The following is a 21,488-nucleotide window of genomic DNA, read 5'->3' as shown; positions in this document are numbered from 1 at the left end:
GCGAGGAAATTCCCATGAGCACCTTTGTGCCTGCATCACGTGTGTCCAGAATCAAGGTTTCGCCAAGCACGGCTGCGGCCGCCCGGGCGCGCGAGCTGAAGGCGGCGGGTCGCGACATCGTCGACCTGACGGTCGGCGAGCCGGACTTCGACACGCCTGACAACATCAAGGCCGCAGCGCACGCCGCCATCGACAGGGGCGAAACGAAATACACCGCCGTCAACGGCACGCCGGCGCTGCGCAAGGCAATCATTGGCGATTTCAAGCGCCGGCTCGGCCTCAGCTATGCCGACGACGAAATTTGCGTCGGCGGCGGCGCCAAGCAGATTCTGTTTCTCGCGCTGATGGCGAGCGTCGAAAACGACGCCGAGGTGATCATTCCCGCACCCTACTGGGTTTCCTATCCCGATATGGTCATCGCCAACGAAGGCAAACCGGTCATCGTCGAATGCCCGCAGGAAACCGGCTTCAAGCTGACGCCCGAAGCTTTGGAAAAGGCGATCACGCCGAAGACCCTATGGCTGGTCCTCAACGCGCCGTCCAATCCGACGGGTGCCGCCTATGACCGGCGCGAACTCGAAGCCCTCGGCGAGGTGCTGCTGCGCCATCCCCATGTCTTCGTGCTGTCAGACGATATCTACGACCAGGTCTGGTTCAAGGACGAGCCGATGACGACGCTGGTTGCCGCCGTCCCGGAACTGAAGGAGCGTGTTCTGCTCACCAACGGCGTCTCCAAGTCCTACGCCATGACCGGATGGCGTATCGGCTACGGGGCGGGTCCGGCCGCATTGATCGCCGCCATCAACAAGCTGCAGTCGCAGATGTCGTCCTGCCCGTCGTCGGTCAGTCAGGCGGCCGCCGCCTATGCGCTGTCTTCGGACCAGGCATTCGTCGCCGAAAGCGTCAAGGTCTATAAGGAACGCCGGGATTATGCGTGCGCACGGCTGAATGCCGTGCCCGGCCTCTCCTGCCTCGTGCCGGACGGGGCCTTCTATCTGTTTCCGAACTGCGCCGGCGTCATCGGCAAGAAGACTCCTGAAGGCAAGACGATCGAGACGGATCTCGATTTTGTGCTCTATCTGCTCGACGGCGTCGGGGTCGCGGCGCTGCAGGGGGCTGCCTACGGCGTATCGCCGCATTTCCGCCTGTCGATTGCGACGTCGATGGAGACGATCACCCAAGCATGCGACCGCATCGAACGGGCTGTTGCCGAGCTGCGTTAACCGCGAAAGGCCAGTGGGACTTGTGACTGGGACTTGCGTCCCTCCGGCTGCAGGCTTTACGTTTTGCATGAAACAACAAGCCGGTGACCATGAGCGTCGATTTCCGCAAACTGAAGAGCTTCGTAAAGATCGTCGATACGGGCAGCGTATCGCGCGCGGCAAGCCTTCTGAGGACGGCCCAGCCGGCGTTGTCGCAGCAGATCGCCGCTCTGGAGGCGCACTTCAAGCACAAGCTTCTCATCCGCAGCAATGTCGGCATTGCGCCGACGGAGGCAGGGCTCATCCTCTATCGGCATGCGCAACTGATGTTGAAGCAGATCGAGCAGGCTCAGGTCGACATCGATCAGTCCGCCAAATCGGTGGCGGGCCGCGTCTCGATCGGCCTTGCGACCTATTCCTCGTCAAGCGCCTTGTCGCTGCCGATCCTCAAGGAGATGAAGGCGAGGCATCCCCATATCGTCGTCCACATCAATGACAGTTTCGGCCAGATCCTCAGCGAACTGATCATGACGGGCAAGATGGATATGGCGCTGATCTATGCTGCTGCGCCGATCAAAGGCGTTACCCTGCAGCCATTGTTCCGCGAGGAAATGTTCCTCGTCTCGCCGCCGGGCATCGAACTCCCCGGGGATAGCAGCGCGCCGCTTCCGCTTGCCGCCCTCCAGGAGATCCCGCTGCTTCTTCCCAGCAAGGCCCATCTGCTGCGCCGGCTGATCGACGACGCGCTGGCGAGAGCCAGAGCGACACCTGAGGTCGTCTCGGAAATCGAGTCCGTTCCGGCCCTCAGCGCGGCTGTGCTCGAAGGGCTTGGATCGACCATTCTCCCGGCTTCGGTGGTGACGGAGACGGCGATCTTCTCAGGCGCGCAGGTGCGGGCACTGACCAAGCCGGTGATCGACGCGACCGTGTCGCTCTGCGTCGCAGATCATCTTCCCTTGTCGGAGCCCGCCATCGCCGCACGGTCGGTTCTGCTTGATGTCGTCGGCAAACTGATGAGCAGTCATCACCAGGGAATCAAGCCCGCCTAGCCCGAGCTGCTCCTCGCAGCGGCAGTCCGACGGCTGACCGCCGCCCGCCATAAGCAAACCCTATAGCGGCAGACTGTAGTTGTGTTAGCCAACGCGCCGGGCATTCCCCTAACCTTCAAGCAGACATCGGGTCCGGGCATCGGATCCGCATAGCGGCGCCTGCCGCGCCGAACAGTCGCTTCGAGGACAACATGGCAAAACTGGCTTTCGACACGGGTGGTACCTTTACCGACTTCGCGCTCCTGGATGACAGGGGCGACCTCCACCTTCACAAGGTCCTGAGCACGCCGAAGAACCCGGCTGAAGCCGTCGTGCAGGGTGTGTCCGAATTGCTGGAAAAATTCGCCGGCACCATCGCCATCGACCAACTGCAGGTGCTGGGCGCCACCACCGTCGTCACCAACGCCGTGCTCGAGCGCAAGGGCGTCGAGACCGGCTTCGTCACCACCGACGGTTTCCAGGACATGCTGCGAATCCGTAACGAAGGGCGCTACGACCTCTACGACCTGAACATCAAATATCCCGACCCGCTGGTCACCCGCGCAAACAGCTTCGGCGCCAAGGAGCGGATCGCCGCCGACGGTTCCGTCATGACCGAACTCAAGGAAGAGACGGTGCGCGAGATTGCCGGTCGCCTGAAGGAGAAGGGCATTCGCTCCGTCGCCGTCTGCCTTCTCCATGCCTATAAATATCCGCAGCACGAGCAGCGCGTCGCAGCGCTGCTGCGCGAAGAAGACCCCGATATCTTCGTCTCGCTCTCCTCCGAAGTCTGCCCTGAAATGCGCGAGTTCGACCGCGCGTCGACGACTGTCGTCAATGCCTATACGAGGCCGCAAATGGCCGGCCACGTCGCCCATCTGCAGCGTGAATTCGCAGCGAAGGGCATCGACCGCCAGGTCCTGTGGATGACATCCTCGGGCGGACTGGTGCCGAGCCGGCGTGCCGCGGAACTGCCGGTGCGCCTGATCGAGTCAGGCCCGGCGGCGGGTGCGGTGGCTGCCGCAGAGTTCGGCCGCACGGCAGGCGAGGCGAGCGTCCTGTCCTTCGACATGGGCGGCACGACCGCAAAGCTCTGCCTGATCCCGGACGGTGAGCCAAATGTCGGGACCGATCTCGAGGTCGCCCATTATCAGCGTTTCCGCAAGGGATCCGGTTTCCCGCTGAAGATCCAGTCAATCCAGATGATCGAGATCGGCGCGGGTGGCGGCTCGATCGCGGCCAAGAACCCTCTCGGCCTGCTCGATGTCGGCCCTCACTCCGCAGGCGCCATGCCTGGACCGGCCGCCTACCAGCGCGGCGGCACCCAGCCGACCGTCACGGATGCCGACATCCTGCTTGGATATATGGGCACCGAATCCTTCGTCGGCGGGTCGTTCAAGGTTTCCAGAGAAGCAGCTCACGAGGCGATGGCCAAACTTGCCGCCTCGCTCGAGGTCTCGGTCGAGCGCTGCGCATGGGGCATCCATGACCTCGTCAACGAATCCATGAGCAAGGCGGCCGCCATGCATGCGACCGATCTCGGCGTCGATCCCCGTTCGCTGCCGATGGTCGCCTTCGGTGGCGCCGGCCCGGTGCACGCCTATGGCATCGCCCGCAAGCTCGGCATTTCCCGCATCATCTGCCCGACCGGTGCAGGCGTGAGTTCGGCAATCGGCCTGTTGATCGCGCCGGTGGCGGTCGATCTTTCCGCAAGCCATCCGATGGTGCTCGACGCCTGGGATGTCGGCGCCATGAACCGCCTGCTGGACGAGCTTTCGGCCCAGGGCGCCGAAGTCGTGTCGGCTGCCGGCGTCCCGAAGGATACGATCAGCAACCGCTACACCGTCGATATGCGCCATGTTGGCCAGGGCCATGAAATCACCGTGGTTCTGCCCGATCGGACCCTGCCGAAGGAGGAATTCCTCAGCGAACTCCGCGGCAATTTCTTCAAGCTCTACCGCGAATTGTTCGGCCGTACCGTTGCCGCTCCGCTGGAGGTCATCACCTGGCGGCTGCGCGCCGGCGGCGAAAAGGATCAGGTCACGCGCCCGCACGAGACCGTCGTTGCCGACGCCAAGAAGGGCAGCCGCAAGGTCTATTTCCAGGAGATCGGCGGCTTTGCCGAGACCGCGGTCTACGACCACTACAAGCTTCCCGTCGGCGAAGAGGTCAAGGGTCCGGCAATCGTCGAGCAGCGTGAATCGACTGCAGTCGTCGGCCCGAGCGGCGTCTTCCGTGTGGATGCCCATGGCAACCTCGTGATCAACATTCACTAAGGGGTACTCAGATGTCGAAACCCGCCACCGATTTCAACGACCCGATCAACCTTCAGGTCATGTGGAACCGCCTGATCTTCATCGCGGACCAGGCCGACAACGTTCTCGGCAAGACGGCATTCTCGCCGATCGTCCGCGAGAACCACGATTACGTCACCGTGCTCCTCGACAGCAAGGGACGGGCGCTGGCGCAATGCACCTGGTCGATCCCGGTCTTCATCACCTCGCTCCCGGCTGCCGCCCAGAACTATTTCCTGCCGAAATTTCCGGCAGACAGGCTCGAAGAGGGCGACGTGCTGGCGACCAACGATCCGGAGATCGGCACCGGCCATCTTCCCGATGTCACGATGATCACGCCGATCTTCAAGAACGGCAAGGTCGTCGCCTATGCCGGCTCCATCGCCCATCTTCCCGATATCGGCGGCGCGCCTCTGCATTCCGAAGCGAGCGACATTTATGAGGAAGGTATCCGCTTTCCGATCGTCAAGCTGCTGAAGGCAGGCGTTCCGAACCAGGACGTCTTCGATATTATCGAAGCCTCGGTCCGCCTTCCGACAGAAGTGCGGGGCGACCTTGAATCGATGATCGCCGCCAACAACGTCATGGGCCGCGAACTCGTCAAATTCCTGGACGAATACGGGCTCGACGATGTCGAAGGCCTGGCCGCCGCCATTCATTCGCGCTCCGAAGCACAGACCCGCAAGGCGATCCGCGAATGGCCGAACGGCACTTATGCCGCCGAGGTTCTGCTCGACGGTTACGATGTCGACGTGACGCTGAAGGCTTCGGTCATCATCAAGGACGACTCTGTTCATGTCGACTACACCGGCACGTCAGACCAGGTTCTGCACTCGATCAACTGCCGGACGAACTATCGCTACGCCCATTCCGTCTATGCTCTGAAGTGCCTGCTCGATCCCGAGACGCCGAACAACGAGGGCTGCATCGTCCCGATCACCGACGAGGCTCCGCTCGGCTGCATCCTCAATCCGCAGCAATGGACGGCGGGCAATTCGCGAAACCTGATCGGGCACGTCATTCCCTCGCTGATCTTCAAGGCGCTCGAAGGCGTCGTGCCCGAGAAGGTGATGGGCGACAGCGGCGGCGCTCCGATCTGGGCTGCCAATTGCGTCGGTCAGCGCAATGACGGTACGCAATATGGATCCGTTCAGAATTTCCATGGCGGCCAGGGCGCGCGCGCAGAGCTCGATGGTCTGGATACGCTGAGCTTCCCGTCGAACTGCAAGGTAACGGCCATCGAGATGTTCGAGGTTGCCGTGCCGGTCCTGACCGAGCGGAAGGAACTGATCGCCGACTCCGGCGGCGCAGGCAAACATCGCGGCGGTCTCGGCCAGCGTGTCGTGCTCCGCAACCTCGGCAAGAGCCCGATGAACATCTATCTGGCCTCCGAGCGTGTCCGCCATCCCTGCTTCGGCGTCGTCGAAGGGCAGAGCGGATCGGCCGGAAAGGTCATGAAGGACGGCAAGCCTCAGTTCCCGAAGGGCAAGGTAGTCCTGAAGACGGGCCAGCGCCTCGAGGTCGAGACCCCTGGCGGCGGCGGTTGGGGACTGGCCAGCGATCGTTCGCGCGCCCTGATCGAGCAGGATCTTGCCGAGAACCTGATCACGGCGAAGGCTGCGCGGGAAATTTACGGCTATTCTGGCCCGATCGCTGCTGCGGCCGAATAGGGGAAAGATATGGGACGTCTTCAAGGAAAAATCGCTCTGGTAACGGGAGCCGGCTCCGGGATCGGTCGCGAGACCGCCCTGCTGCTGGCCAAGGACGGGGCCACCGTCGTGCTGACCGGGCGGCGGATCGAACCGCTGCGCGAGGTGGCGGCCTTGATCGAAGAGGCGGGTGGCAAGGCCGTCGCGCACGCGCTCGATATCGAGACGCGTGAAGAGATCTTTGCGGCCGTGAAGCAGATCAAGGACAGCGTCGGACCGGTCGACATCCTGGTGAACAATGCCGGCAGCGCAAGCAAGGTGCTGAACGCGCGGTTCTTGAGCGAGGCCGAGTGGACCTCCACCATCAACGTCAATCTGACGGCCGTCTTCAACCTGACCCAGGCGGTCCTTCCGGACATGATCGCTAAGGGCGAGGGGACGATCATCACGGTCTCGTCGCTTGCCGTGATCAACCCCAACCTGCTCGGCGGCGCGGCCTATGGTGCGGCCAAGGCCGGCGTGAAGAACTTCATGACCTTCCTGCACAACACCTATCGCAATCAGGGGATCCGGGCGACGACGATCCTGCCCGGCGAGACGAATACGCCGATCATGGACAATCGCGCGCGCCCACCTCTGCAGGAGGAACGTGCCGCCATGATGGATCCGCATGACGTCGCCCGTGCGGTCGTCCTCTGCGCCAGCCTGAACAAGAGCGCCGTGATCCCCGAGCTTCACATCTGCCCGACATTCATGCGGGACACGTCTGCGGATATCGAAATTGCCCGTTGGGTCGGAGCGCCCGCCGACACGCCGGATATGCCGAAAAAGTAGAAATGGGAGGACATCGATGAACGGAGCGAAGTTGCGCGCGCGGCTGCTGGCCGGTGAGGCAGTCACCATGTATACGCCGCATCACGTATCGTCGGGCCTGGCAGCCCGGCTAGTGGAACTCGGCGCCGATTCCGTCTTCGTCGACTGCGAGCACGGAAGCTGGAGTTTCGAGGATGTGCGCATGACCGCGCAGATCGTCCGCTCCGTCGGCGGGGCGGCGATCATTCGGCCGCATTCGCACGAGCGCCCGATCATTATCCGCTACCTGAATGCGGGCGCCGATGGGATCATGGTCCCGATGGTGGACACGGCCGAACAGGCGCGCGCCATCGTCGATACCGTCCGTTACGCTCTTCCGTCCGACTTCGACAAGCGCCTGGTGGTGGCGATGATCGAAACGGTGGATGCCATCGACAATCTCGATGAAATGCTGAAGGTCGACGGCATCGACGTCTTCTTCATCGGCCCCGGCGATCTCTCGCAGAATATGGGTTATCCGCCGGCTCCGCCCTTCGGCGAGCCGCGTCCCGAAGCAGTGATGGATAAGGTCGCGGTCGCCGTCGACAAGATTCGTGCAGCAGGCAAAATTGCAGGCACGCTCGCCACCGCCGACGAATTGCCTCATTGGCTGCAGAAGGGGGTCCAGTTGTTCTACATCCACACAGATCCCTTCCTGCGCCGCGGGATTGCCGACATCAGGCAAACGCTTGCACGATAGCGGGCGGAATTGGGCTTCCGCCATTCGATCTTTTGCTACTGAGATGCTATCGGACGGTTCACCGCAGGTCAGCGTCCAAGGCTGCCAGCGGCCGCGATGATCTCCGCCGCGGTCGGGAAGATGGAGAGGCTGTTCGGTCCATCGAGCGCCTCGATTTGTGCCCAGCCGATGGTGCCGTTCGCATTGACCAGGAAGTGTCCGACGAGTTGGGTCGCGTGGTTCGCGAAGATCTCATTGTCGGCTTCGTCAAGCTCAAACCGATCCTTGGCGTTGAGTATCGTGTTGGCCTCCATCGGGTGCAGCGGTTCCGGCAATTCGTCCGTGGGGTTGATGCGTGCCGCCAGGAACTGTTCCATCGTTGTACGATAGGGCCATTCGGGCTGCTCGCAACTCCCATCGGGCAGGAACTCGGCATGCGGCACACCGTAGGCCCGATGCGTGCGGCAGTCCGGGTCGCATAGAAGTGTTATTGGCGTCGGCCGGTGGCGGAAATACAGGCGGGCACGTTCCACCGGCGTGTTGATAACGGCCACGGTCTCCACCCCGGCGGCGCGCAGGGTCGGCTGTACGCCGGCAAGCTGTTCCAACTGACGCCGGCAGAAGGGGCAGTGCAGCCCGCGAAAGAACCCGATCACGAACGGGCGACCGCGCAAGTCGGCGAAAGAGACCGTTCCCTCGAAGTTGGCCGTGGCGAGCGCGAATGCGGGGGCGGTTTCTCCAGGTTGCAGCGGGCGTTTCTGGTCTCCCATGGAATAATTCCTTTGTCGTATCGTCCAGGTGGGACGACCGAAATTGAACTATACCACTTGTGGCAAGAAGGCCCCAGCGCTCGATGTTGAGGTTACTGAATGTGGTTCGGCATGCCCATCTGCCGTTCCACCCGCTAAAGCGCTGAACTCTCCATGCCCATTCTAATTTGCTTTCCAGTTCGCATTATCGGGGATCGATCGCTGCGGCACGACGACCTGGATGATGGACGGACTGTTCAGGTTTTCTTTGGCGCCGTCTATGGCCTCCCTCAGTTCGCCATAGGTGTCCACTTTCCAGCCTTGGCAGCCAAAGACTTCTGCCAACTTGCTGTAATTCCATCGGTGCAGGATGCATGAATTGTAGAACGGTTTGTCGCCATGGAAAACCGATGCGTCGGCAAGCCATTGCTCCACGCCATAAATGCCGTTGTCCATCACAAAGATGATCGGGTTGAGATTGAAACGGGTTTGTGTCGAGAGGCATTGAGCGGTCATCTGAAACCCGCCATCCCCCGCAAAGACCAGTAGCCTTTGTTGATTTTGCTTCGCCAGCGAAACCCCGGTTGCGGCCGGACCGATATAACCGATCGCCGAATAGGATGATTGCACGATGAAACCGCGGCGAGCACCCACTTCAAGAAGCAGGCTCCCGAAATAATTCAAACTCGCGTCGGCACCAACGATGGTATTTCCGTCGATCTGCGGCTGAATGAAATCGTAGAAGCCCTGATAGGTAATTTCGCCTGCCGGATTGACGACCGGCAGTTGCCGGGCCGGTTTCACCGGAAGACTTTGGCCTTTGCACGTCAGCCTTTTGTCAATCAAGCCGTTGACGAGATCCGCCAGCGAAACCTGTGCGTTGAAGATCGTGCCATATTTCACGGTCTCCCAGGAGGCGAATGCGGTTTTATCGAGATCGATAGGCCAGCCCAAATCATTGATATCAGTCAACCAGACGCCCAGTGCCAATACGAAGTCGGAGTCTTTGACCAAAGACTGGACATAGGGTGATGACGATTTGCCATCGAACACCCCGGCAAATTGTACATCGTCTTCCGATAGAATGGCCTTGCTCAAAAGCTCGGTCACGTAGGGAATTTTGAGGTCCCGGATGAGCCGCTCCGCCTGGTCGTGAAGGCCAAACCGGTCGATCTCGACACCGACCCAGATCAGCGGTCGGGTGGCGTTTTGCAATCTTTCGCTGATTTGCGCGATCGACTGATTGAGACTGTTCTCGTCGGATATAACAGGCGCCGCTTTTAAGGCATTCGACGGGCGCGTACATCCCAGGTCCACCATATCCTCCAGCAACTCGATATAGACCGGACGTCTTTCCGTGATGCACTGCGTCAGCGCATAATCTATGAGCATTGGCGCAAGATGAGGGCTGTCGATGCGGACGGCAGCGGCGGTGATGTATTCGAATACCTGAAGATCCGTTTCCCGGCCGCTGATGAAGTGATGCGAACTGTAGCCGGTTTGTTCGAACGTCAGCGTTTTCTTGATGCTGGGCGCACCGTTGATCAGAACGACCGGCACTTTCTCGACGTAGGATCCGGCGATCGCATTTGTTGCGCAAAGCGAGCCTGCGGAATAGGTGACGCACAGAGCGCCAATTCCTTTCAGTCTGGCATAGCCGTCAGCCGCATAACCGGCATTCAGTTCATTCGCCTCTTCGATGACCTTTATATCGCTTTTCTCGACATAACTGTTCACCCATTCGATCGAATAATCGCCTGCTACGGAAAACAGGTGCCCCAGGCCCAGTTCGCGAAGTCTGTCGACCAGATATTGTCCAACCGTGTATGTGTCGCCCATGTTCCAACGGCTCCCCTGTTGACGACAATTGACGGATATTAGAGTGCCGTGCGTCCTTTCGGACGCACAAAGGACAGCTCTAACACTTTGAATCTACGCATCGTTCTTTCCGAAAATCGATTCCGATTTTCGGGCCGATGCGCTAGAACTCGCTCGCGTTATCGAATAAGCGCGGTACGTATATGTCGAATATGCCGGGGCATTTCCGCTCGGGAAATCTTTCCAGCAGGAAGCGCTTGAAAGCGTCATTGGTGAGTCCGTTGCCGGCGGCCTCCAGGGCGACGGACAAATACTCTATATTTTTGGCAACCTCGTTTTTGTCAGCCGGAAAGCCGTGACCGGGAAGGAACAGGTCATAGTCGGACAGCAGCATACCCTGCAAAATCCCAATCCAATGCTCCATGTATTTCGTCAGATAAAGGTGCGTTCCGCTGTAGATCAGGTCTTGCGCAATAAAAACGCCCACGTCCGGAAGACCTATGGTGAGAAGAAAATCGATCTCCGTATCGACGACTTCATCAAATAGGTATTTGACTCCGTCGATGATTTCCTCGCCGGCGCGGACAGCTCTTTCGGGAATGATCAAGCTCTTCGGAGCGAGATTGCCCAATTTCCAGTGGTCATTCAGGGAATCTTCCCCATGCTGCTGCAGGAACTCTATCGTTTTCGGCAATGCATAAATCGGAATATCGCTGAATGCGGCTCCCAGGCCGAACCAATGGTCGGGGTGTCTGTGCGACAGATAGATCCGGTCGATCTTCTTGCCGATACTGTTGGCATATTCCCTGAATTGCAGCGCATAGGGAACGAGGAATTGCCCATCGACGAGAACAAGCTTGTTCCTGCTTTCGATGATGTGCGTTGCATTGGCGATATTGTCAGCCGTGAAGGCTGAAATGAAAGTATGAATACGGACATCGCCTGCTCGCCTGACGATTTTAATGGGATCCGGCAATTGCGTGACCATCGGTATCTCCCTGATTGAAAGGTCGTTTGCTGAGATTTGAAGTTCACTCGGGCACAACATCTGCGCCCGAGCGCCATCACGGATGAGATCAACGACTGCGGGACGCGAGTTTCTCCTCCAATGTCTTCAGGGCCGCGCGCGCAACGTCGTAGGCGCTGTCGACGTCTGCCTCCGGCGCGTCCTCACCGGGCCGCCAGAAGCGTCTGCGCGTCATTCGCATCGAACTCTCGAAGGGTGGAATCGCGTTGAAGACTTCGACGAGATAGGGGCCGGAATAGACCGGCTCGATTTCGTCCAGCATGATCTCCCAGGGAATCCAGCTATCTCTGACAGCGCCCCGGTCCGGCGCCGAGATGTGAACGTAATTCAACCGACTCTGCTGAACGGCACGGGCGACATTTTTCCTGAAGATCGCCGGTCCCTGGCTTTCCATGACGACCTGGGCTGTATCGATCGTGACGCCCCCGACCGGAATGTCGGCGCTTTCGAGAAAATCCAGCGCTTCCGAGACCATGGTCGGCCCGGGCGTTTCCCAATTCTTGACCGGTTCGATGGCGAGCTTCACCCGCTTCTCCGCAGAATATTGCGCCAATTCCCGGAAGATGGAGGCGGCCGCCGCGTATCGTGGCTTCATCCAATCCTGAAGCGCGTCGCTCCAGATCCCTTCGCCGTCATCCGTCAGTGGAAAGATGCCATAGGGGTACAGGAACGGCCCCGACATGATCGTATTCTCCCCGCCCAGCACCGAGGTGATGTCGACGCGGGATTTGAGATAGGACAGCGCCTGCTTGCGCTGGTCCTCATAGGGCGAGGTCGGATCGAAGGTTCGCGTGGTCCCCACATTGGTTGTGAACTTCACATCCCGGAAGCCGGCCCGATCGAACGCCCTCTTGAGGCCGATATAGCTTTCGACCTCAGCGTGATGACCGACGTTGGCCGGTCCTGGGGCGATATGCACATCGAAGCCGGTGTAGCCGATCTCGGTAAGCGCTTTCAGATGCCGGACAAGAACCTGGGTATAGCCCGCGTCGTTCGGCCTCAAATCGGCTGTAAACATAAAGAAGCTGAAATATATCTCTCGTCTGCGTGCCTCTTCCATCTTCATCGCTCCAGCTGTCGCTATCCAGTCATGCGTGGTTCAGGATGATGTCCCGCCCGACACCGTCATGAAGCGAGATCCCTGCCCGCCTCCTTCACATCGCCATCGGGCTGAGACAAACGGTCCGCGCCGGGCTACCATCCGAGCAGCTTGCGCAGATATTCGCGGCCCATTTTCGCGTATTGCAGCGGATTGGCCTTGGCTGGGTCCTGCTCTGCCTCGACGCAGATCCAACCGGCGAAATCCGCCTCGGCCAATGCATCGAGGATTTCCGGAAAGGTCCCTATGGAGCCGTCACCCGGGACGGTGAAGATCCCTGCCTCGATCCCTTGCTGGAAGGACAATCCTTCTTTGTGAATCTTCGTAACCACCTCGGCGCGAATGTCTTTCAGATGAACATGCTTGATGCGGTGGGCATATTTTCTGGCCAGCGCCAGCGGATCGACACCGGCAGCCGCCTGGTGCGCGGTATCGAGAAGCATGTTGACCAGGCGAGGATCCGTCTCGTCCATGAGCCGGTGGATCGCTTCCGTATTCATCACCCCGGTCCCCAGATGCGGGTGATAGCAGAGCCGGCGGTTACGGGCCCTGGCTTTCTCTCCGGCCTCATGCAGGCCTTCGATCAGCCGTTTCCACTGGTCATCGGAGAAATCGGGGCAATTCGGAAACAGGGCGACAGGAAGCGGATTGACCGCTCCGCCAAACTCGGAAACGACCAGGTCGGCCCTGCGCGGATCGTCGCTGCCGCCTTCCATGGCTTCGAGGAAGTCGAGTTGAGCATCGACATTATCAAGCGTATGACGCTTCATCGCATTGATGGTGAAGTAGGTGCTCACCCAGGGCTCGGAAATCCGTAATCCCCTGAGTTCGAGGACAGGCCGCAATATTTTCGGGTCCGTCGGATATTTGTGGCCGACGCCGCATCCGACATAGCCGGCGAGCGCCATTTCACTCAGAGCCTGCTCGTAGGGGATGCCGATGTCGATATTGATGAAATCGTCATTCCACCAGAGCGTGGGGATGACACCGAGCCAGACTTTGGCAGGCGTCAGTCGATGCAGATGTGTCGTCATGGCAATGATCCAGTTCTTGAAGACAAACGGAAGTGGCGTCAGGTCAGGTTTTGGAATCGAGAGCCGGAAAAAGCCGGAATTTTCGGCGGAAAGGCCCAGGAGCCGAAACCCGGCCCCTTGGCGCCTGCAGGGTGGGCTCCGATCGCCTTCCAGAGCAGACCCTCGACATAGGCATCGGGAGAAACGACGAAGGTGATATTCGCAGGCCTGGGGCCAAAGCGCTCGGTCCAGGCGGAGGACAGCTCGAACCAGGTGCCGGAATACCAGAGCTTGATCAGCGCACGGGCCACGTCTCCGAGCAATTCATTGCCCAGAATGGTCGTGCGCACCGCCTGGATGCGGACCTCACCTTCCGGGGATGGCAGGGCGGCGAAGGCGGCCAGCAGCGCGTCGACGATCTCGCCGCCGACCACCTTGTCGAGCGTGGCGAGATAGCGGTCCGCCAGGCCCGTTCCCAGGAGATCAAAGTGGGAGAAGGCCGTCAATTCGCCGGAAAGACCCAGAAATGCCTCGAAACGGTTGCTCATGCGTTTACCTCCGCCTGCCGGGTGGCGGCTGGCTGTTTGATGGCGCCGGGGATCTCATAGGTGGGGCTGCCGTTCTTACCGGGATGTTGCGGCAGGGGATTGCGGATGAGTTCGAGGATCATGTTGCGGAATTCGAACATCATCGGAACGGCTTCCAGCAGCAGGGTCGGCTGGCCGTTATAGGCACGCGTCAAAAGCTGGAGAAATTCGCCGTAGCGCGTGTTGAAGGCGATCGCCGCCCCACGCAGTTCCGAGCCTTCGAGTATGTCCTCCACTTTCAGGTTCTTTTTTATGGGATACGCGCCTTCCCAATCGACCTGCAACTCAGGACCTGTGGGGTGGCCGGGCTGGTCGCCCTTCTGGTAGTAGCGGCCTTTGACCAGTTCCTCGAAACGATAGTAATGGGCCAGTTCGTGGTCGTCATCGTCGTAGATACCGCCTCCGTCGCCCTCGCCCTGTTCGATGATGAGATCGATGGCTTCCAACGCGCTTTTCAGATCGGTCACCGGAAACAGCTCGCCGCCGCCGGAGTAATAATATTCCGAGGTGATCTGGCGCGATCTGTCGCCTGTAAAGATGGTTGTGCCCGCCCCATGCGCTTCGGCCTCCAGGTATTTGATGCCTTCCGCGATGGCTGAGTAGAACTCGCCGATACTGAAGAAGTGGAGGTCCTCATGGCTCGGATGGCTGGCAAGCGCGGTGATATCAGGGGGAGTTTTGCGATATATCAGGCCCTTGCCGACGAGATGTTCAGGACGCTGGGCCGGCCGCTCGATTTTCAGGAAAGTCGCCAGCGCCTCACGGCCGAAAGCCTGGATGCCGACCTTGAAATCCGTCTCGCCGTCCGGCAGGGCGGCGGGATAGCGGGCTACGAAGTCCGGCCTGACAAGATCCGGCGTGCCGCCGATGGCGTTGAGAATATTGGCCGCGATGGTCAGATGCAGCATTTCTTCCACGACGATCACGCGCAGAACCTGGGTCGCATCCTGATTGACGCCGGGCTTGATCGAGTAAAGCGCCGTCAGATAAGGCGGAATCGTCGCATGTTCGAGCTGCATCGCCCGGTAGAGAAACTCTTTCAGCTCATCGAGCGTCTTAATACTGGAGGAATACATCTCAAGCTCCATGAAAGATAAGTTGGGTTCACAGGCCGGCTTCGTGTCGCTTGCGAGGCCATCTGTTCGTTCCGCACAGCGGATGCCGGTCTTCGTTCAATGCAGAGACTTCAGAATGTCGCGGCCGCTTCGGAAGCACATGGCGGCCAGCGTCAAGGTGACATTGGCCGTGCCGATCGTCGGCATGCTGCCGCCGCCCACGAGATAGAGGTTTTCGTGGTCCCAGCTGCGCTGGTTCTTGTCCACGACGGAATTGGTCTTCGTCGTTCCCATGATATGGGTCCCGGCCAGATGATTGCCGCCGCGGATCGCATAGCCTTGCCCCTCATAGGCCACATAGCCGAAATCGCTGGGGTCGTATTGGGTATGATCCTGCGCGCCCAGACGCGTGAAGACGGTGCGCGCAAACTGGCGGCCATAGGCGGCACCCTTCATGGTATATTCCGGAACCGTGAAGGACAGGATGGGCCGCATATTGCCCAGAGCATCGGTATATTGCGGATCCACCGCGATGCGGTTGCTTTCGACGGGCATGACCTCGATCATGAATGCCAGCAGCAACTGCCGCGAAACCTGGTCGATCATGCCGCGCCGAAGATCCGCCCCGTAGAGGTTGCGATCATCCACCAGTTTGAGAAGGTCGGAAGTCGGCGCACCCGTGGCCCAGCCCCAGCCGTCATTATGGATATCGATGGCGAAGGCGGCCTGCTTTTCCCGGAAAGGCCCGTCCCGCAGGTCCACGATACCGCCCGTCGAGCTGGTTCCGCGCATCGTGCCGCAGATTTCCGGCATCAGCGCCCAGTTCAGCAGATAGGCGTGGTCCATCAGATTGCGTCCGACAAGACCGCTGGTGCTGCGCAGGCCGGAGGCCAGCATGAGACGCGCCGTTTCGATGGCGCCTGCCGCAAGCACGAAAACCTTGCCCTTCACGGTGATGGTCTCGTGAACAGGTGAGGCCGGGTCCTTGTAGATCTTCACCTCGAGAGAGCGGACTTTCCCGCTATCCGGATCGATGTTGACCTTCGACGCGACCGCCTGCGGCAACAATTCGACCAGCCGCTCGCCCCATTTCCCGTTTACCGCGAACGCCTTGGCAAGCGTTTTGCCCGAGTGGTAACGCGCTTGCACGGGACAGAGCGGTACGCAGTTGGTGTTGCCCTGGCAGCGACCGCCCTCTTCGACCTGATGCGTATCGACGGCGCCGATGGGACGGTAGCCCTTGCCGCCGTCATAGGCCGGGTTGGGTATGCTGTTGCGCCCCTGCGGATAGGGCCTGACCTTCAGGGGATAGGTCTTGTCGTAAAGTTCGACGCTGGTGCCTTCGATGCCCTTGTTGACCTGCTGATCCAGATAAGAAAGCGGCAGGCCGCGCATGGGAAAGACATAGTCGTCCGGGAAGGTCTGCCCCAGATATTGCTGATCTTCGACATCTGCCGATACACCGATTTCCCGCTCGGCCAGGCGGTAATCATCCTCGATTTCCTCAAAGCTCAGCGGCCAGTCCAACCCTTGGCCGAAAATGGTGCGCGTCTTGAAGTCCGAGCGAAGCAGGCGAGGCGTTTTCGCCTCCCAGTGCATGGTCGTTCCGCCGAAAATACGGGTATATGTCGTATCGCTGACATAAGGGCCGGATTGAACGATATAGGTCGAGCTATCGGTTTCCCCGGCCTGCAGCTTGCGAAGCTGCGGGCTGCGGGGCATGGCCGCGTTCGCATTCAGCGGAAAGGGCGACTGGTTGTCCTTGGAGGCTGCCGAATAGAAAGTCGTCAGCAGATTGTCATAGCCTGACAGTGTGCTGTTGGCACCGGTTCCGGCTTCAAGGATAAGGACACGCTTGCCCGCTTCGGCAGCCTGCTTGGCAATGATTGCGCCGGAAATGCCACTGCCGACAATCACGATATCGTAGTCGCCAGACGCTGCGACGGTTTCGGCATCGGCTTTTATCGCGGATTCAAGGGGAAAAAGCACTTTGGTCCTCCATTATCCTCGGAAAGCCGCATCAGGCTTTGCGGATCATGCGGTTCTGGACTCAATCGAGATTTCAGACCGGACGGCCTGACGTCGTCATGATCTCGGGCCGCGGGAGTTTCGGGGTTTGGACTTGGCGGCGGGGGCGGCGGCGGAGCGGGCTCTGACCGCCGACAGAAAGGAGGCGTAGCTCCAGGTCAGGTTCCGGACGCTTTTCTCATAGCCAACGGTTCCATCGAACTGTTCGCTCAGTTCATAGTGATCGCTGTGGTAGACGATGGCGCGCAGCATGACGTCAGACGAAGCCCGCAAGGCAGCTGAGGCGTCGGCGGCGCTGCTGGATGCGCCAAGTCCCAGTTCCGTGAAGAAGGGCTCGGAGAACTGATCGAGGGGGATGGCGCCGCTGGCCTCGATGGCATTGGCAAGCCGATATTGGAACTCGGCGAAGTTGGCCGTGCACAGAGCCCAGGGATGGCCGCCGACCACCGGGGCCGCCACATCGCCATCGTAATGATCGCCTGGATAGCGCCCGAAGAGTGGTCCGAGCCCTTTGGCCGCGTCGGCGCCATTGATCGGGTAATAGTTCGAAGACGAAGGATCGGCCCACTGGCGCCGCAGGATGGCCGCCGTTGCCAGCAGCTTGGTATCGGTCGGCTCGATCCCGCCATAGCAGACCGCAGAGACGATATCGATGTTCGCGTCGTAACCGGCTTGCTCCGCGGCATCCAGAATGCTCACATAGAGCTGCCCGTTCCAGTGGGTGGCCAGCTGGCTTTCCAGCCAGGAGATGGCATCGGCCACCCCGGCAGGCACGGCAATAGAGATCGTGTTTGCGGAAATTTCCCGGAAAAAGCGCAGCTGTACGGCCCTTGCGAAAAAGGAATAGCCCTCATATTCCTCCCAGAGATTGGTGGTCTTGTTCTGGTAAACTTCGAGAAGATAAGAGAGGTTGGTCTCGACCAATTGTTTGGCGATCGTCTGCGTGGCGCCATCCAGCTGATTGAACAAGGTCAGGATCGCAATCGACTGAATGGCCGGTCCGTCATTCTGCTCCGACCACGGACGAACCTCGCCGGTGATGGTGAAGCAGGCGTGGCCAAGTGTGACGGTCGCGGAATTCTGCGCATTCGCCTGGCAGAGCGCGGCGAAATTCACGTAGTCGACCAGGCTCGGCAAAACCCCGCCCGGAACGGGCAGCAAGCCGGCAAGTGCGATTTCGATGGCCGTAATGGCCCCGTCGCGGACCCAGTTGAAAACATAGTCCTGGTCGACACCCGGCGTGTTCGCTGGATAGGAGGGTGCGGCGATGACGCAGCCCGGGGCCGAAAAGACGCCCGGCGATGCCGGATCCTCGATGACATAGCCATCGCTTGTGATGTTGCGCATCATCAGCAGAGAAAAATAGCGCGACAATGCGACCAGATCGGTCTGCGCGAAGGCAGGCCGCGGTTTGACCGTAGGCGCATTGGCGCCGATATGGGCCGGGTTCGCACCGGTCATTGACTGACTCCAAAGCGCAACTGTCATTGACTGACTCCAAAATCGGTTGAGACTGCCGGGACCAGATCCAAAAATGTTCCGGACCGGTGGCGATGCGGTTTTTCGATAATTTTCGGGCTGCGTATTTACGGTTTCACGTCAAAAGCCGACGCCAACGACCCTTCTGCATTGAGAGTGAAAACAAGGTCTCTGCGGCGGCGAGGGCAGGGCGAGCTGGCCGCCCTGTTGTGTCGCCGTTGAAGCTTTAACTAGAAAGATCGTCGACGATCTGCTTTTTATCAACCTAAACGTGTTGACCTCAGGTCAAAAATTCGCGCAGAATTGCGCTTGGCGTTACGGGTGCTCCGGAGGGATGGATTCGACCAGCCCAGCGAGATTGGACCGTGTTGCCGCAGACCGGTTGCGCAACGCCAGAACCATTTGCAATTCCGTGGCGGAGATCGCGCTGTTCCTATGCCAGTCCATGGTGCCTCGCCCGAGCAGCAGCCAGTCGAGGGAGACATCCAGCAGGTCGGCGAGCGCGCAGGCGCTTTCCAGCGAGGTATGGCCGCCATTCTGCCAGCGTGAGACGGCGGCGACAGACACGTCCAGTTCGGCCGCCAGGGCGTGAACTTTCCGGAACTTGCCCCGGGATATCGCCTCTCGAATACGTTTGCCGCGGGCCATGTCGTGGGTCATCAGAATCCTCCCGTTGGTTGCGTTAAAATTGGCAATTACCAAGAGCTTTCGATCGACGAACATCAGAAACTTCTTATGAAAGGGGAAGGCAAAGCGAAGCACCGGTCAACCTGGTGAAATATCCAGATTGCTCCCGGTCGGCCTCCTGTTGTGAAACGTCAGAACATCAGGAGGGACGGATATGTTGCGGATACTCACCAAAGACATGCTCGATACCGATCGACGTGCTTTCGATGAAATGTTTCGGGCTCGCGCCGCCGTTTTTCGCGATCGGCTGGGATGGCAGGTCGATGTCCGGGACCAATGGGAGAGGGACCGATACGACGAGGCCGAGGATCCCGTATATCTCGTCACGCAACGACCTTCCGGCACACTGACGGGTTCGCTGCGCCTGCTACCGACGACGGGAGCGACGATGCTCAAAAGCGAGTTCCGGCATTTCTTCGATCAGCCTATCGACGTCGATAGCCCAACGACTTGGGAATGTACGCGCTTTTGCGTTCACCCGCTTGCCGGGCACATGGAGCAATCGCGCACAGTTGCCACGGAGCTGCTCTCAGGGCTTTGCGACCTTGCGCTCGACACCGGTATCGAAAGCATCGTCGGCGTCTATGATGGCGCCATGGTCGGAGTGTATCGCAGGATCGGCTGGAGGCCGACGCCGCTTGCCCGATCCCTGCCCGAGATTGGCAAGCTGTATGTCGGCCTATGGGATGTGACGGCGGACAATTGCCGGGCACTTCGGGCCAACCTGTCCCGACTGGAGCGAGCTTCGCCCAATCGTCCCAGAACCTTTGCCGATGGCGGCATGCGGTAAGGCTCGCCCAGCAGCGGGATATGCTCCCGCTAAGCCTTAACCCATTTTTCACCGCACCCATGGTTGTATTAGAATTAGCTGTTCCCCGATCCCGTGAAATGTTACCGGTACGAGTAGTCAATGAAACGCACAACCACGAGTCCATCTCATGCTGAGCAGTTCTCGTTTTTTCTATTGTCTGGATCGGATCTCCGCAGCGCCGACATTGCGGGATCTGGAAACGACGCTGGACGAAGTCCGCCACATCTATGCGATATCGCACATGGTTTTGCATGTGATCCGCTCCTCGGGGGCGGCGGCCAGCAATCCGTTACTGATGCTGACCTACCCGCCCGAGTGGGTGAAACAATATCTTGACCGGGACTACTTCAGCATCGATCCCGTCGTCCGTCTCGGCCGGCGCGGCTTCCTGCCCGTGGAATGGTCGGCGTCAAAATGGGATTCGGGCCGGGCTTATGGCTTCTTCAAGGAGGCCATGGCCTTCGGTATCGGCCGGCAGGGCGTGACTCTGCCGGTGCGGGGACCTCAAGGGGAGCGGTCGCTGTTTACGGTCACGTCCAATCACCCCGACGCCTACTGGCGGCATTTCCGCATGGACAGCATGCGCGACCTCCAGTTTCTCGCCCACCATCTCCACGACAGGGCCATGGTTCTGTCGGGCCTGAGAAAAACGGCGGATTTTCCGCAATTGTCGCGCCGCGAACTGCAATGTCTTGAAATGACGGCCAGCGGCCTGATGGCAAAGCAGATCTGCGCCCGTCTGTCCATTTCGGTGAGCGCGGTGCAACTCTATCTCGCCTCGGCACGCCGGAAGCTGACCGTCGCCACGACGAGTGAAGCGGTCGCCAAGGCTACGGCGCTCGAATTGATCTAGAGCCTGACGAAAACCTGCTCCGGCAGAATGCTTCAATCTAACCCGGAAAGGCTCTAAGCGTGGGGATCGCGGTTCAGCGCCTGCCCCTCGTGCGTGTCGCCAGAACATTGCGAATCGAGAAGCTGGAATGAATCCTGAGGACACCCGGCAAGGTCGACAGTATCTCCTTGTGAATCCGCTCGAACTCGCCGGCATTCGCGACCTCCACGCGCAACAGATAGTCCGAACCGCCCGTCATCAGAAAACATTCCCGGATCTCGGGATGCCGGCGAACCGCCGCTTCGAGGCGGTCGAGATAATCCTCTGTTTGTCGTTCCAGGGTGATGTTGATGATCACGGCGATCATCTCATCCGCATTGCCAGTGTCGATCAGCGCCGTATAGCCGCGGATCACACCTGATTTTTCCATGATTTTGATGCGCCTGAGACAGGCCGATGGAGAGAGACCGATCTCCGCGGCGAGCTTGGCATTGCTCATGCGGGCATCGAGGCGCAGCAATCTCAGGATATTGCGATCGATCACGTCAAGAGCGGGCATGAGATATCGTTCCAAATATTCGTTGATTATGCGGCTAATA

Annotated in this window: 19 protein-coding genes; 8 read left to right on the top strand and 11 right to left on the bottom strand. The window is 59.8% G+C overall.

What is annotated here, in order from left to right; all coding sequences use genetic code 11:
- The first annotated feature begins 14 nt into the window (after positions 1–14).
- The 6 genes from EEQ99_RS17430 to EEQ99_RS17405 all read left to right on the top strand — a co-directional run bounded on the left by EEQ99_RS17430 (position 15) and on the right by EEQ99_RS17405 (position 7,725).
- Positions 15–1,223, top strand: coding sequence for an aspartate transaminase (locus EEQ99_RS17430; RefSeq protein ID WP_097595385.1), 1,209 nt, complete (start codon positions 15–17; stop codon positions 1,221–1,223).
- Positions 1,224–1,312: 89 nt separating this feature from the next.
- Positions 1,313–2,251: a nitrogen assimilation transcriptional regulator NAC gene (nac, locus tag EEQ99_RS17425; protein ID WP_047616805.1), complete on the top strand. Its 939-nt coding sequence runs from the start codon at positions 1,313–1,315 to the stop codon at positions 2,249–2,251.
- Positions 2,252–2,442: 191 nt separating this feature from the next.
- Positions 2,443–4,506 carry a hydantoinase/oxoprolinase family protein gene (locus tag EEQ99_RS17420; protein WP_127430799.1) on the top strand — a complete coding sequence of 688 codons (2,064 nt, stop codon included), beginning with the start codon at positions 2,443–2,445 and terminating at the stop codon, positions 4,504–4,506.
- Positions 4,507–4,517: 11 nt separating this feature from the next.
- Positions 4,518–6,194, top strand: a complete 1,677-nt coding sequence (locus EEQ99_RS17415) for a hydantoinase B/oxoprolinase family protein (RefSeq protein ID WP_127430798.1) — start codon at positions 4,518–4,520, stop codon at positions 6,192–6,194.
- Positions 6,195–6,203: 9 nt separating this feature from the next.
- Entirely contained in the window at positions 6,204–7,007 is an 804-nt protein-coding gene (locus EEQ99_RS17410) for an SDR family NAD(P)-dependent oxidoreductase (protein WP_127430797.1), read from the top strand.
- Between the two features lie 16 nt (positions 7,008–7,023).
- Positions 7,024–7,725 carry an HpcH/HpaI aldolase family protein gene (locus EEQ99_RS17405; protein WP_127430796.1) on the top strand — a complete coding sequence of 234 codons (702 nt, stop codon included), beginning with the start codon at positions 7,024–7,026 and terminating at the stop codon, positions 7,723–7,725.
- Positions 7,726–7,793: 68 nt separating this feature from the next.
- On the opposite strand, the gene EEQ99_RS17400 is transcribed toward EEQ99_RS17405, so the two are convergent.
- The 10 genes from EEQ99_RS17400 to EEQ99_RS17355 form a co-directional block, all read right to left on the bottom strand.
- Positions 7,794–8,474, bottom strand: coding sequence for a redoxin domain-containing protein (locus EEQ99_RS17400; RefSeq protein WP_127430795.1), 681 nt, complete (start codon positions 8,472–8,474; stop codon positions 7,794–7,796).
- Between the two features lie 162 nt (positions 8,475–8,636).
- On the bottom strand, positions 8,637–10,292 hold the full coding sequence (locus tag EEQ99_RS17395) for an alpha-keto acid decarboxylase family protein (protein ID WP_127430794.1): 1,656 nt from the start codon (positions 10,290–10,292) through the stop codon (positions 8,637–8,639).
- A gap of 142 nt (positions 10,293–10,434) precedes the next feature.
- Positions 10,435–11,259, bottom strand: coding sequence for an MBL fold metallo-hydrolase (locus EEQ99_RS17390; protein WP_028757363.1), 825 nt, complete (start codon positions 11,257–11,259; stop codon positions 10,435–10,437).
- Between the two features lie 88 nt (positions 11,260–11,347).
- Positions 11,348–12,364, bottom strand: a complete 1,017-nt coding sequence (locus EEQ99_RS17385) for a sugar phosphate isomerase/epimerase family protein (RefSeq protein ID WP_174824464.1) — start codon at positions 12,362–12,364, stop codon at positions 11,348–11,350.
- A gap of 128 nt (positions 12,365–12,492) precedes the next feature.
- Positions 12,493–13,431, bottom strand: a complete 939-nt coding sequence (gene iolE, locus EEQ99_RS17380) for a myo-inosose-2 dehydratase (RefSeq protein WP_063474096.1) — start codon at positions 13,429–13,431, stop codon at positions 12,493–12,495.
- 38 nt (positions 13,432–13,469) lie between these two features.
- Positions 13,470–13,958, bottom strand: coding sequence for a hypothetical protein (locus tag EEQ99_RS17375; RefSeq protein ID WP_097543363.1), 489 nt, complete (start codon positions 13,956–13,958; stop codon positions 13,470–13,472).
- The gene (locus EEQ99_RS17370; RefSeq protein WP_097543364.1) at positions 13,955–15,073 is read right to left on the bottom strand and encodes a ferritin-like domain-containing protein; all 1,119 of its coding nucleotides are present in this window, start codon (positions 15,071–15,073) and stop codon (positions 13,955–13,957) included. Before EEQ99_RS17370 ends, EEQ99_RS17375 begins: the two co-directional genes overlap by 4 nt.
- Positions 15,074–15,169: 96 nt before the next feature.
- Complete coding sequence (locus EEQ99_RS17365) at positions 15,170–17,041, bottom strand: GMC oxidoreductase (RefSeq protein ID WP_127430793.1); 1,872 nt, start codon at positions 17,039–17,041, stop codon at positions 15,170–15,172.
- 96 nt (positions 17,042–17,137) lie between these two features.
- Positions 17,138–18,568, bottom strand: a complete 1,431-nt coding sequence (locus tag EEQ99_RS17360) for a glycoside hydrolase family 15 protein (protein ID WP_047616822.1) — start codon at positions 18,566–18,568, stop codon at positions 17,138–17,140.
- A 306-nt stretch (positions 18,569–18,874) separates the two neighbouring features.
- A complete protein-coding gene (locus EEQ99_RS17355) occupies positions 18,875–19,219 on the bottom strand; it encodes a helix-turn-helix domain-containing protein (protein ID WP_018245423.1) in 345 nt (114 codons plus the stop codon).
- Positions 19,220–19,400: 181 nt separating this feature from the next.
- Between EEQ99_RS17355 and EEQ99_RS17350 the strand changes: the two genes are divergently transcribed.
- Complete coding sequence (locus tag EEQ99_RS17350) at positions 19,401–20,036, top strand: acyl-homoserine-lactone synthase (RefSeq protein ID WP_063474099.1); 636 nt, start codon at positions 19,401–19,403, stop codon at positions 20,034–20,036.
- A gap of 148 nt (positions 20,037–20,184) precedes the next feature.
- Positions 20,185–20,910 carry a helix-turn-helix transcriptional regulator gene (locus EEQ99_RS17345; RefSeq protein WP_047616826.1) on the top strand — a complete coding sequence of 242 codons (726 nt, stop codon included), beginning with the start codon at positions 20,185–20,187 and terminating at the stop codon, positions 20,908–20,910.
- Between the two features lie 73 nt (positions 20,911–20,983).
- Here the strand turns inward: EEQ99_RS17345 and EEQ99_RS17340 are convergent, their stop codons facing one another.
- Positions 20,984–21,448 carry an Lrp/AsnC family transcriptional regulator gene (locus EEQ99_RS17340; protein ID WP_097543366.1) on the bottom strand — a complete coding sequence of 155 codons (465 nt, stop codon included), beginning with the start codon at positions 21,446–21,448 and terminating at the stop codon, positions 20,984–20,986.
- Positions 21,449–21,488 lie beyond the last annotated feature (40 nt).

Origin of the sequence: Rhizobium anhuiense (assembly GCF_003985145.1) — a bacterium.
Lineage (GTDB): Bacteria > Pseudomonadota > Alphaproteobacteria > Rhizobiales > Rhizobiaceae > Rhizobium > Rhizobium anhuiense.
The sequence above is the reverse complement of the archived record's forward strand: the minus strand, read 5'-3'. Positions and strand labels throughout refer to the sequence as shown.